The sequence below is a fragment of the Luteimonas sp. Soil_N_1 genome, assembly GCF_057656255.1.
The window spans coordinates 1,183,044-1,194,483 of record NZ_JBDGKS010000001.1; the positions used below are offsets into that span (position 1 = coordinate 1,183,044).

Genomic DNA, 11,440 nt, shown 5'->3' on the forward strand with positions numbered 1-11,440 from the left:
CCGGAGATCGCGATGAAGCAGTACCTCGATCTGCTGCAGCACGTCCTCGAGCACGGCGCCGAGAAGTCCGACCGCACCGGCACCGGCACGCGCAGCGTGTTCGGCTGGCAGATGCGCTACGACCTCGATGCCGGTTTCCCGCTGGTGACGACGAAGAAGCTGCACCTGCGCTCGATCATCCACGAGCTGCTGTGGTTCCTGCAGGGCGACACCAACGTCGCCTACCTGCGCGACAACAAGGTCAGCATCTGGGACGAATGGGCCGATGCCGACGGCGAACTGGGCCCGGTCTACGGCAAGCAGTGGCGGCGCTGGACGACGGCCGACGGCCGCACGATCGACCAGATGCAGTGGCTGGTCGACGAGATCCGTCGCAATCCCGATTCGCGTCGCCTGGTGATCAGTGCCTGGAACGTCGGTGAGCTGTCGGAGATGGCGCTGATGCCCTGCCACGCGCTGTTCCAGTTCTACGTCGTCGACGGCAAGCTAAGCTGCCAGCTATACCAGCGCAGCGGCGACATCTTCCTCGGCGTGCCGTTCAACATCGGCAGCTACGCGCTGCTGACCCACATGGTCGCGCAGGTCACCGGCCTGGGCGTCGGCGATTTCGTGCACACGCTGGGCGATGCGCATCTTTACTCGAACCACTACGAGCAGGCCCGCGAGCAGCTGACCCGCACGCCGCGTGCGCTTCCGACGCTTCGGCTCAATCCGGACGTCACCGATCTGTTCGGGTTCCGCTTCGAGGACATCGCGATCGAAGGCTACGATCCGGCGCCGGCGATCAAGGCGCCGATCGCGGTATGAAGCTCGCGCGCATCGCGCTGGCGCTCGTCGCGTCGTTGGCCGCTGCGGGCTGCCAGCAGATGCCGACGCGCGATGCCGGTACCACGGCGAAATCCGCTGCGTGCGCCGGCGCATCGCCAGTCGATGCCGCAGAGACGTTCTACCGTCAGGTCGTCGCGTTGAATCCCCGCGGCCTGCCGTCGGCTGACGAGATGCGCACGCTCGGACCGTTGCTGTCATCCGGCATGCAGGCTTCGATCGCGCAGGCACGTGTCCGGCAGCAGGCCGAAATCGCGGCGTCTCCGGACGACAAGCCGTCCTTCATCGAAGGCAGCCTGTTCACCAGCCTGTTCGAAGGTCCGACTGCGGTGCTGTCGGCAGAGGCCGATCCCGCTGCGCCCACGCGCGTGGCGGTCGAGATGACCTATGCCGGGCAGGGCGACGCGCGCTGGCGCGACCATGCGCTGATGCGCTGCGAGAACGCGCAGTGGCGCGTCGACGACGTCGAGTTCGGCGGCGACTGGGATTTCGCGTCCGATGGTCATCTGCGCGACGCGCTGGACGCCGAATGAGCCAGCCGACGCTGGTCCTCGTCGCAGCGCTCGATCGCCACCGTGCGATCGGGCGCGGCAATGCGATGCCGTGGCATCTGCCCGACGACTTCCGCCACTTCAAGGCGCTGACGCTCGGCAAGCCGGTGCTGATGGGGCGACGCACCGCGGAATCGCTGGGACGCGCGCTGCCCGGACGCACCAACCTCGTGCTGACCCGCAGCGGACGTGTGCCGTTCGCCGGTATGCAGGCGGTCGCAACGCTCGACGAGGCGATTGCCATCGCGGGCGCGCAGAACGCGGGCGAGCTGTGCGTCATCGGTGGCGGCGAGATCTACACGCTCACGCTGCCGCAGGCGGACGTGCTGCAGCTGACCCACGTCGACACCGCAGTGGACGGGGCTGATGCGTTCTTTCCCGCCTGGGATGCCGCGGCGTGGCGCGAGATCTCGCGTATCCCGCATGCCGCTGATGCGCGCCATGCGCACGCCTTCGACTTCGTCGAGTACCGCCGCGCGTGATCTAAGCGGTGCAGATGCGCCTCGCTGACTGACGTCAGGCTTGGACCTTCCGCGGCGGCAGGCCGGATACATCGCGGCCAGGCACCTGCACCAGATGCAGGGTTTCGGCATCGAGCTGCAGCGCGGTGAGCTTTCCGCCCCATACCGCACCGGTATCGAGCGCGTGCACGCCCATGCCCAGGAACAGGCCCAGCGTCGACCAGTGGCCGCACACGATCTTCAGGTCGCGCTCGGCGCGGCCGGGCACTTCGAACCAGGGATAGATGCCGGGCTGCTGCGTGCCGGGCGTGCCCTTTTCCTCGAATGCGATGCGCCCGCGCGGCGAGCAGTACCGCATGCGCGTGAACACGTTGATGATCGCGCGGTCGCGGTCGTAACCCGTGAGGTTCGGCGACCACGCCGGGCGATCGCCGTACATGTTGCGCAGCAGTTTCTTGTAGCCCGGGCCGCGCAGCTTGTTCTCGATCTCGCGCGCATGGCGCTGCGCCAGATCGACATCCCAGCGCGGTGCGAGGCCGGCGTGCAGCATCATCCAGCCGAGCTCGCGGTCGACGTGCAGCAGCGGGCACGCACGCAACCAGTCGAGCAGCACGTCGCGGTCGTGCGCGAACAGCACGCCCTGCAGATCGGCGTTGACCTTGCGCTGGTCTTCCTCGCGTCGCTCGGCGATGGCCAGCAGCGAGAGGTCGTGATTGCCGAGCACGCTGACGACGTTGTCGCGCAGCGAATGCACCAGGCGCAGCGTCTCGACCGATTCGCCGCCGCGGTTGACCAGATCGCCACAGAACCACAGACGATCGACCGCCGGGTCGAAGCGGATCGCTTCAAGCAGTCGCTGCGTCGGGCCGTAGCAGCCCTGCAGATCGCCGATCGCCCAGACGGCCATCAGTGCAGGGTTCGCGGAATCGAGAGCGTGAACGGCGGAATCGGCGCATCGAACTGCGCACCGTCGTCGCCGACCATGTCGTAGGAGCCTTCCATCGTGCCGACCGCGGTCGACAGCACAGCGCCCGAGGTGTAGGTGAAGGCTTCACCGGGTTCCAGGCGCGGCTGTTCGCCGACCACGCCGTCGCCGTGCACTTCCTCGATCCGGCCATTGGCGTCGGTGATGACCCAGTGGCGGGCCATCAGCTGCGCGGGCAGGCGGCCGGTGTTGCGGATGCGGATGGTGTAGGCGAACACGTAGCGGTCGTCGTCGGGCGTCGATTCCTCGTCAAGGAAGCGCGTCGCGATCTGGATCTCGAGTGTGTAGTCGGCTGTCTCGTCCATGCTGGAGACAGTGTATCCGCAGGCCATGAATGCATCGACTACGGTGTCACCGGATGATTCGCGAGACGCACGAAATCCGCGACTGCGAGCTGCTCGGCGCGCAGTTGCGGATCGATGCCGGCAGCGGTGATCGCATCGCTGTCCATGAGCGTCGACAGCGCATTGCGCAGCGTCTTGCGGCGCTGGCCGAACGCGGCGCGCACGATGTCGGAGAAGCGCCGTGGATCGTCGATGCCGACGGTGTCGGCCGGACGCGGCTTCAGGCGCACGACGGCCGAATCCACCTTCGGCGGCGGACGGAATGCGCCGGGGCCGACGACGAACAGCATCGTGACTTCGCAGTAGGCCTGCAGCATCACGCTCAGGCGGCCATAGACCTTGCTGCCCGGGCCGGATGCCATGCGCTCGACGACTTCCTTCTGCAGCATGAAATGCATGTCGGTCACGACGGCCGCATGGTCGAGCGCGTGGAACAGGATCGGCGAGGACAGGTTGTAGGGCAGGTTGCCGACGAGCCGGATCGGCGCGTCGCCGGCGAGCGCGGTGAAGTCGACGTCGAGCACGTTCGCGTGTATCAGCTCCAGTGCGCCATGTGCAGCGGCCTGCAGCGTCAGCGGTTCGAGCAGATCGCGGTCGAACTCGATCGCGGTCAGCGCGCCGTGGCGCTTGAGCAGCGGAAACGTCATCGCACCCTGGCCGGGGCCGATCTCGACGAGCCGGTCGCCGGGCTGCGGATTCACCGCGAGCACGATGCGATCCACGACGCCACGCTCGTGCAGGAAGTTCTGGCCGAGGGATTTCTTCGGCGGCTCGGAGAACGCGCCGGGCGCGGCAGGGGAACGCATCATCGTGTGATCAAGCCGAAACGTAAGGAGGGGTGGGTCACAGCAGGCGCGTGCCGGCTGCGATGTCGCCGTCGGGCATGCACAGGCGCACATGGCCGTCGGCATCATGGAAACCGGTAACCAGGCATTCGGACATCAGCGGGCCGATCTGCTTGGGCGGAAAATTGACCACGCCGACCACCAGCCTGCCGATCAACGTCTCGGGCGTGTAGTGCGCGGTGATTTGCGCGCTGGACTTGCGCACGCCGAGCTCCGGACCGAAATCGACGTGCAGGATGTAGGCCGGGCGGCGCGCTTTCGGGAATGGTTCGGCCGACACCACGCGGCCGACGCGCAGATCGACGCGCATGAAATCGTCCCAGCCGATCAAGCCGTCCGCGCTCATGCGGCGTGTCTGCGGTTGCGGCCGAGCGCGGCGCACTGCGTGATCGCGGCGAACAGGCTCGACGGGTCGGCGCGGCCGCTGCCAGCCAATTCCAGCGCGGTGCCGTGGTCGACGGCGACGCGCAGGTAGGGCAGGCCGAGGGTGAGGTTCACCGCGGATTCGAAGCCGCTGTACTTGAGCACCGGCAGGCCCTGATCGTGATACATCGCCAGCACCGCGTCGGCATTGGCCAGACGCGCGGGCAGGAACGCGGTATCTGCCGGCAGCGGGCCCTCGAGCAGCAGGCCGCGTGCGCACAGGCGTTCGAGTACCGGCGTGATGGTCTCGATCTCCTCATGGCCGAGATGTCCGGCTTCGCCGGCATGCGGATTGAGGCCGAGCACGGCGATGCGCGGCGCGGCGATGCCGAAGTCCGTGCGCAACGCGGTGTCGAGGATCCCGATGACGCGTTCGAGCAGCGGCGCGGTGATCGCGTCCGGCACGGCGCGCAGCGGCAGATGCGTGGTCGCCAGTGCAACGCGCAACGTCGGGTTGGCCAGCATCATCACGACGTCGCAGCCGGCGTCGTGGGCCAGCAGTTCGGTGGTGCCGGTGTAAGGCACGCCACCGGCGTTGATCGCCGCCTTGTGCACCGGGCCGGTGACCATGCCATCGAAGCGGCCGTCGCGGCAGCCGGCCGCGGCATGCAGCAAGCCGTCGAGCACGCTGCGGGCGTTGCGCGGATCCGGGGTGCCGAAAGCGGTGGCCGCGGCGTGCGGCAGTTCGATCAGGCGCAGCGTGCCGGGCGCCACGTCGGTGGCTTCGGCATCGGTGAAGGTGATCGACAGGCCGATGGCTTCGGCCGCGCGTTGCAGGGTGGGACGGTCGCCGATGGCGACGAGGTCGCAGTCCCAGGCGCGCCAGGCGGCGCGCACGCAGAGTTCCGGCCCGACGCCGGCCGGTTCGCCCGGGACCAGCGCCAACCGGACAGGTCGCATCTCAGCCGCCGCTGCCGATCTCGGGATCGCGGTTCGGACCGACGCGGACGCTGACATAGGCTTCGCCGCGCAGTTCGCGCACGTAACGATCCCACTCGTCTTCGAGCTTGCGCTGGCCGATGGCCTCGCGGACCTGGGCCCGGCGGTTGTTGTCATTGCCTGCCGCCTGGCGCGTCGCCTGGCGCTGGACGATGTGCCAGCCGGCCTGGGTGCGGAAGGGCTCGGACACGTCACCGTCGCCGATCGCCGCAACCTGTCCGCCGAAGTCAGGGCCGAACTCGTCCTGGGTGAACCAGCCGAGATCGCCGCCGTTGGCCTTGGTCGCGTTGTCTTCGGAGTCCTCGCGTGCCACTTCGGCGAAGTCGGCACCGCCGACGATGCGGGCGCGCAGGCTGTCCGCACGCCCCTTGGCGGCGGCGTCGTTGCCCGGCTCGCTGCGGATCAGGATGTGACGCGCCTGGTACTCGGTGACCGAGCCGGCGTCAGCCGACTCCGCGGCCTCGCGGCGATCGACGAGCTGCAGGATCTGGAAGCCGCTCGGGCCACGGATCGGGCCGAGGGTCTGGCCGGGCTGCAGGCCGGTGACCGCAGTCGCGAACGCAGCCGGGATCTCGTCGGCACGACGCCAGCCCAGATCGCCGCCTTCCAGCGCGTTCGGGCTGTCGGAGTAGCGCACGGCCGCTGCCGAGAACTCCATCTCGTTGCGGTCGAGAAGGGACTTGATGCCGTCGACCTTCTGCTGGCCGGTCTGGATCTGCTCCGGCGTCGCGCCTTCCGGCAGCGCCACCAGGATATGGGCCAGACGGTACTGCGCGCCGGTCGCTTCCGCCGACAGCGCCGCGTCGACTTCGGCGTCGCTGACCGAGATGCGGGTCTGCGCGAAGCGCTGGCGCATGCGCTGGATCATCAGCTCCTCGCGCAGCGAGGCGCGGAAGTCGTCGAACGACATGCCGTCGCCCGCCAGCTGCTGGCGCAGCTGATCCATCGAGAAGTTGTTTTGCTGGGCGATCGCGGCGATGGCCTGGTCGACTTCCTGGTCGCTGACGCGCACGCCGGTCCGCGATGCATTCGCAGTCTGCAGGCGCATCGTGATCAGGCGCTCCAGCACCTGGCGCTCGAGGATTTCCTGGGGCGGCAACTGGTCCTGACGTGTCGCGTACTGGCCACGGATGTTGGCGACCGCGCGGTCGAGCTCGCTGGCGAGGATTACGTCCTCGTCCACCACCGCGGCGATGCGGTCCAGCGGCTGCAGGTCCTGCGCGTGCGCAGTCGATGCGAACAGCGCGGCAGCGGCCGCGAGGGAATAGATCAGTGTCTTCATTGGCTCAGGCCGGGGGTCAGGGTTGCATCGTCGTCACTGTTGCGCAGCTCGGACGGCGGCACGAGATAGAGGTCATCGCGGTAATAACCGAGAATAGCACGGCGCAAACGGTCTTCCGTGTTGGGTCCGGCCGAGCCCAGACCCTTCAGTTCAAGTTCGAACATGATGGCGTTGTTCAGCTCGCCTTGGCGGTTGCGCAGGTAGCGACGGCCGACGACGCGGGCCGCGAGACAGCAGCTGTCCCACTGCACACCGGCCACGGCTTCGAGCAGTCGGGCCTCGGTGAACGAGTAGTAATAGCGGCCGACGATGCTCCAGGCCGGGCTGATCGGGTACAGGAAGGACAGATCGGCCTGTTCGATCAGGTCCGCGCGGCGGCGGTAGGCAAAGTTCGCGATGCCTTCTTCGCCGATCAGGTAGCGCGTCCGCAGCGACATCAGGTCTTCGCGGCGGAACTTGGGGTCCCACTGGTAACCGGCGCTGACCGTCCAGCGGTCGTTGATGGCATAGGTCGCGTCGGTGACCCAGGCGGAGCGGCCCTGTTCGACCTGCGCCTCGCCCGGGACCGTGACCCGCGAGTCGGAGAGGTAGACGATCTGGCCGAGGCTCGCAGACAGCTTCTCCTGGCCGTCGGATTCCCGGATCAGGCGCGTGCTGACCGCCATTGTGATCTGGTTGGCATCGGCCTGGCGATCGGCACCCGAGTAGCGGTTATCACGGAACAGCTGGCCCCAGCCGAAGGTCAGCGGGCTGGTATCGAACAGGGGTAGCGCCGACTGGTCGCGGAACGGCGAGTTCAGATAGAAGAGCCGTGGCTCGAGGGTGTGCAGGTACTGCTCGCCACGCCAACTGGTATTGCGGTCGAAAAACAGGCCCGCGTCGATCGAGCCGATGGGCTGACTGCGGCTGGGCGAGCTGTTGCGGTAGAGCGCTCGTGTATCGGCGGGTACCGGCACATCGCCGGGGATGCCAAGTTCTGCCCGGGCGCGCTGGTCGGCCAGTGCATCGGCCAGGGGCCGATCCAGTGAGTAGCTCGTATGCCGGAATGCAAGCGTCGGACGTACGAACCAGGCGGCACCTTCGAATGGCAGCGAGACGTAGGGCTTCAGGTCAAGGCGGCTGCCGCCTGGGCGCGCGGCATCGTCGAGATGGGCAAAACGTGTCGCAGTCGCGTCCACACCGGCGTTGATCCAGTCACCGTATGGACGTTGCCAGGTGAATGACGCCTGGGGCATGCGGTTGTAGGGAAGGATGCGTTCTGGAAGCGTGTAATCGGTCAGCAGCTGGTAGTCGGCGAGCACACTGGCGTTCCAGAAACCCCGGTCGCCAGAGCTGCCCTGACCGAACACGCCGATCAGGCTCACCGCGCTGACCGCCGAGATGCCGTCGACATTGTTGCTCGAATCCTCGAGGTAACGCGGGTCACTCATCCAGGTCAGGTTGGTGCGACCCTGCCACGTGGGGTTGATGTCCAGCGACCCACCGAAGTTCAAGAATGCTCGATCGGCCTTGCGCCGGTTCTCGACGATCAGCACCTGCGTTTCCTCCAGCTCGCGTTCGCGAGTGGTCAGCTTGTCCGACGGCAGATAGGCGAGGTCGAGTTCGCCACGCGCGCGCCCGGTCTGGAAGCGGAACTCGGCGCCCAACTGCACGCCGCGCCGGCTCATGAAGCGCGGCTCGAGCGTCAGATCGTAGTTCGGCGCGAGATTCAGGTAGATCGGCTGGGAATAGTCGAAACCGTTACGACCGGACTGCGAGATGCGCGGGAACAACAGACCCGACAGACGGCGCTCGTCGATCGGGAAGCGGAACCACGGCACGTACAGCACCGGCACCTTGCCCACGCGCAGGGTCGCGTTGCGCGCGGTACCCATGCCCATGTCGGTGTCGATGTCGATCTGGCCGGCCTTCAGCTCCCACCAGCGGTCGCTGGGCGTGCAGGTCGAATAGGTCGACCCGAGCAGGGCACCGACGGTGCCGTCCATGCGGATGTGGTCGGCGCCGCCGTTGCCGCGGCGCGCGGTCAACTGGTACTGCACGCTGTCCATGCGATAGGACTCGGCGATCGTGTCGCCTTCCACGCGGTCGGCCACGATGCGCATGCCACGGTCCTGGTAGCGCACGTTGCCGTCGGCGACGAAGGTGCCGTCGTCCTGGGAGAACTGCAGATCGTCGGTGCCCAGGAACTGGTCGCCGCGGCGCAGGGTCACGTTGCCGCTGACGTTGCCGGTGAAATCGCTGTCCACGCCGGCCAGGCCGTCGAAGGCGTCGCCGTCGATGTCGGTCGGCTGGGTCTCGCGTTGCTCGACCGTGCCCACCGGTGCCTGGGCGTCGGTGAAGGCCGGCACCGCGTCCTCGATCGGACACAGCGCCCAGTAGTTCGGACGGAGCTGGTCGTCGGCGTTGGCGGACAGCGAAATCGCGATGCAGAACGGAAGGGGAAGCAAGCGGAGGGCTGTGCGCACGGTCGATCCGTTCAGCGGTAAAAACGGGCGCCAGCATGACCGATCCACAGGGCAGCGGCAATGCGGCCTCGATACATGCTGTTCACGTGCGAGATCGCCGGTTTCAGCGGCCTCGAGACGCTAGCCCACGGCTGTTCAGCCGGACAGGGCGCGCAGGTGCGCGACGCTGCTCTCGCGCAGTGCCTGCAGGTCGTATCCGCCCTCGAGCATCGAGACGATCCGGCCTTCGCAATGCCGCTCGGCAATGGTCACGAGTTCGCCGGTCAGCCAGCCGAAATCCTCGGCATCGAGCTGCAGTTGCGCCAGCGGATCGCGCCAGTGCGCGTCGAAGCCGGCCGAGATCATCACCAGCTGCGGCGCGAAGGCGTCGATCTCGGGCAGCAGCCGTTCGCGCCAGGCCTCGCAGAAACGCCGGCTGCCGGTGCCGGCGGTCAAAGGCAGATTGACGATGTTGCCGACCCCGCGCTCGTCGCGCCGCCCGGTATCGGGGAACAGCGGCATCTGGTGCGAGCTGACGTACTGCACGCGCGGCTCGGTCTCGAAGATCGCCTGGGTGCCGTTGCCGTGGTGCACGTCGAAATCGACGATCGAGATCCGGGTCAGGCCGTAGCGATCGAGCGCATGCGCGGCCGCGACCGCGATGTTGTTGAACAGGCAGAAGCCCATCGCGATGTCGCCGGTGGCGTGGTGGCCGGGCGGACGTACGGCGCAGAAGACGCGGCGCTCCGTCCCGCCCTGCACCGCGTCGACCGCGGCGACGCCGGCGCCGGCCGCATGCAGCGCGGCCTGTGCCGAGCCCGGGGACAGCACGGTATCGCTGTCGAGCGGAATGCGGCCGCTCGGTTGCGAATCGAGCACCGTCTCGAGCAGCGTGGCGTCGTGGACGCGCAGCAGCTGGCCGCGTGTCGCGGGCGGCGCCTGGCGCAGGTCCAGATCGGGGAAGGCGGCGCGCAGTGCCTCGATGACGGCCGCGAGGCGCTCGGGACGCTCGGCATGGCCGGGGCCGGTGTCGTGGTCCAGCAGGCTCGGGTGCGAGAACACCGGCACCTGCCGCGGGTCGCTGCTGCCGAAGCCGACCGGATGGTGCATCAGCTCCGCCTCCCCTGGTGCCACAGCACTTCACCGTGGCCGCTGGCGCGCGCCAGCACCCGCGCAAGGACGAACAGCAGGTCCGAGAGCCGGTTGAGGTAGCGCACCGCCTGCGGGCGGACGGCCTCGACCCGGGACAGCGCGACCGATTCACGTTCGGCACGGCGGACCACGGTGCGGGCGATGTGGCAGCGCGCAGCCGCTTCGCCGCCACCGGGCAGGATGAAATCCTTCAGGGGAGGCAGGTCGTCGTTATAGCGGTCGAGTTGCTGCTCCAGGCGCTCGATGTCGGCGTCTTCGATCGCGGCGTGGCCGGGGATGCACAGCTCGCCGCCCAGATCGAACAGCTGGTGCTGGACGGTCGTCAGCAGGACGCGGATGTCGTCGGGGACGTCAGTGGCCAGCAGCAGGCCGATCGTCGAATTGGCCTCGTCGACCGTGCCGTAGGCGGACACCCGCAAGGCGTCCTTGCCGACGCGGGTCCCGTCACCAAGACCGGTCGAACCGTCGTCGCCGGTTCGGGTGTAGATCTTCGAGAGACGGTGGCCCATCGCCGGAACGCGTCAGTCGGCGTGCAACGGACGTGCGCCGGTCATCGGCCTCGGCAACACGCGCGTCAGCAGCACGTGGGCCATCGCGGCGGCGCCGACGTACAGGCCGGCGACGCGCATGTAGGGCAGCAGCCAGTCGCTGTAGTTCTTCCACCAGCCCGCGAACGTCGGCTCGGCGACCGAGGCGCTGATCCAGTAGAAGCTGCCTTGCGCCAGCAGATGGCAGACCGCGACCGAGACCACCAGCGCGACGACCAGCTGGCCGGTCGCGACCGGCGCGGACGCCGCCAGGCGCCGACGCAGCAGGCCGCCACCGGCCCACATGACGAAATAGGCAGGCACCAGACACCAGTACGCCGGCGACACGCAGTAGTGCTGCCAGAACGACAGGCCCTGACGCGTGATCACGAACCAGTCGATCACGACCGCCAGCACCATCAGTGCCGGGAATGCCCAACGCTGCCAGGAAGCAAGGTAGAAACCGCCGATGAAGAACACGGCCCAGGACGCATCCGGAATGGCGCCGAAGTGATGCACGCGCGTCGCCGCCATCAACGCGACCAGCAGAGCGAGGATCGTGGCGCGGCGGGCAGTGACGGACATCGGACGGTTCCGGGCGGGGCGGGGAGTCGGCTGCCAGTCTACCTGCGGCATGCGCCCGGCGTCGTGGCGCGCGGGGT

13 protein-coding genes are annotated in these 11,440 nt (G+C 68.0%); 3 read left to right on the forward strand and 10 right to left on the reverse strand.

The window, feature by feature from the left end:
- Positions 1-12 precede the first annotated feature (12 nt).
- The 3 genes from AC3A4E_RS05370 to AC3A4E_RS05380 are packed head-to-tail and all read left to right on the forward strand — an operon-like array spanning position 13 to position 1,858.
- Positions 13-807: a thymidylate synthase gene (locus tag AC3A4E_RS05370; RefSeq protein ID WP_487630510.1), complete on the forward strand. Its 795-nt coding sequence runs from the start codon at positions 13-15 to the stop codon at positions 805-807.
- Complete coding sequence (locus AC3A4E_RS05375) at positions 804-1,358, forward strand: YqhG/Tai3 family protein (protein ID WP_487630511.1); 555 nt, start codon at positions 804-806, stop codon at positions 1,356-1,358. Before AC3A4E_RS05370 ends, AC3A4E_RS05375 begins: the two co-directional genes overlap by 4 nt.
- Complete coding sequence (locus AC3A4E_RS05380) at positions 1,355-1,858, forward strand: dihydrofolate reductase (protein ID WP_487630512.1); 504 nt, start codon at positions 1,355-1,357, stop codon at positions 1,856-1,858. Before AC3A4E_RS05375 ends, AC3A4E_RS05380 begins: the two co-directional genes overlap by 4 nt.
- Before the next feature lie 34 nt (positions 1,859-1,892).
- Here the strand turns inward: AC3A4E_RS05380 and AC3A4E_RS05385 are convergent, their stop codons facing one another.
- The 10 genes from AC3A4E_RS05385 to AC3A4E_RS05430 form a co-directional block, all read right to left on the reverse strand.
- Positions 1,893-2,744, reverse strand: coding sequence for a symmetrical bis(5'-nucleosyl)-tetraphosphatase (locus tag AC3A4E_RS05385; protein WP_487630513.1), 852 nt, complete (start codon positions 2,742-2,744; stop codon positions 1,893-1,895).
- Positions 2,744-3,127 carry a Co2+/Mg2+ efflux protein ApaG gene (gene apaG, locus AC3A4E_RS05390; RefSeq protein WP_232134397.1) on the reverse strand — a complete coding sequence of 128 codons (384 nt, stop codon included), beginning with the start codon at positions 3,125-3,127 and terminating at the stop codon, positions 2,744-2,746. Before apaG ends, AC3A4E_RS05385 begins: the two co-directional genes overlap by 1 nt.
- 38 nt (positions 3,128-3,165) lie before the next feature.
- Positions 3,166-3,972, reverse strand: coding sequence for a 16S rRNA (adenine(1518)-N(6)/adenine(1519)-N(6))-dimethyltransferase RsmA (rsmA, locus tag AC3A4E_RS05395; RefSeq protein ID WP_487632025.1), 807 nt, complete (start codon positions 3,970-3,972; stop codon positions 3,166-3,168).
- A 37-nt stretch (positions 3,973-4,009) separates the two neighbouring features.
- The gene (locus AC3A4E_RS05400; protein WP_487630514.1) at positions 4,010-4,357 is read right to left on the reverse strand and encodes a tRNA-binding protein; all 348 of its coding nucleotides are present in this window, start codon (positions 4,355-4,357) and stop codon (positions 4,010-4,012) included.
- Positions 4,354-5,334, reverse strand: coding sequence for a 4-hydroxythreonine-4-phosphate dehydrogenase PdxA (gene pdxA / locus AC3A4E_RS05405; RefSeq protein ID WP_487630515.1), 981 nt, complete (start codon positions 5,332-5,334; stop codon positions 4,354-4,356). The genes AC3A4E_RS05400 and pdxA overlap by 4 nt, the downstream gene beginning before the upstream one ends.
- Before the next feature lies 1 nt (position 5,335).
- Complete coding sequence (locus AC3A4E_RS05410; protein WP_487630516.1) at positions 5,336-6,655, reverse strand: peptidylprolyl isomerase; 1,320 nt, start codon at positions 6,653-6,655, stop codon at positions 5,336-5,338.
- Complete coding sequence (gene lptD, locus AC3A4E_RS05415; RefSeq protein ID WP_487630517.1) at positions 6,652-9,120, reverse strand: LPS-assembly protein LptD; 2,469 nt, start codon at positions 9,118-9,120, stop codon at positions 6,652-6,654. Before lptD ends, AC3A4E_RS05410 begins: the two co-directional genes overlap by 4 nt.
- A 135-nt stretch (positions 9,121-9,255) precedes the next feature.
- A complete protein-coding gene (locus AC3A4E_RS05420) occupies positions 9,256-10,167 on the reverse strand; it encodes a histone deacetylase family protein (RefSeq protein WP_487632026.1) in 912 nt (303 codons plus the stop codon).
- Between the two features lie 41 nt (positions 10,168-10,208).
- Positions 10,209-10,760, reverse strand: a complete 552-nt coding sequence (locus tag AC3A4E_RS05425; protein WP_487630518.1) for a cob(I)yrinic acid a,c-diamide adenosyltransferase — start codon at positions 10,758-10,760, stop codon at positions 10,209-10,211.
- 12 nt (positions 10,761-10,772) lie between these two features.
- On the reverse strand, positions 10,773-11,363 hold the full coding sequence (locus AC3A4E_RS05430; RefSeq protein ID WP_487630519.1) for a hypothetical protein: 591 nt from the start codon (positions 11,361-11,363) through the stop codon (positions 10,773-10,775).
- Positions 11,364-11,440: the final 77 nt, after the last annotated feature.

Coding starts and splice junctions, on each gene's coding strand:
- AC3A4E_RS05370 (WP_487630510.1), top strand. CDS start 13: ATGAAGCAGTACCTCGATCTGCTGCAGCACGTCCTCGAGCACGGCGCC.
- AC3A4E_RS05375 (WP_487630511.1), top strand. CDS start 804: ATGAAGCTCGCGCGCATCGCGCTGGCGCTCGTCGCGTCGTTGGCCGCT.
- AC3A4E_RS05380 (WP_487630512.1), top strand. CDS start 1,355: ATGAGCCAGCCGACGCTGGTCCTCGTCGCAGCGCTCGATCGCCACCGT.
- AC3A4E_RS05385 (WP_487630513.1), bottom strand. CDS start 2,744: ATGGCCGTCTGGGCGATCGGCGATCTGCAGGGCTGCTACGGCCCGACG.
- apaG (WP_232134397.1), bottom strand. CDS start 3,127: ATGGACGAGACAGCCGACTACACACTCGAGATCCAGATCGCGACGCGC.
- rsmA (WP_487632025.1), bottom strand. CDS start 3,972: ATGCGTTCCCCTGCCGCGCCCGGCGCGTTCTCCGAGCCGCCGAAGAAA.
- AC3A4E_RS05400 (WP_487630514.1), bottom strand. CDS start 4,357: ATGAGCGCGGACGGCTTGATCGGCTGGGACGATTTCATGCGCGTCGAT.
- pdxA (WP_487630515.1), bottom strand. CDS start 5,334: ATGCGACCTGTCCGGTTGGCGCTGGTCCCGGGCGAACCGGCCGGCGTC.
- AC3A4E_RS05410 (WP_487630516.1), bottom strand. CDS start 6,655: ATGAAGACACTGATCTATTCCCTCGCGGCCGCTGCCGCGCTGTTCGCA.
- AC3A4E_RS05425 (WP_487630518.1), bottom strand. CDS start 10,760: ATGGGCCACCGTCTCTCGAAGATCTACACCCGAACCGGCGACGACGGT.
- AC3A4E_RS05430 (WP_487630519.1), bottom strand. CDS start 11,363: ATGTCCGTCACTGCCCGCCGCGCCACGATCCTCGCTCTGCTGGTCGCG.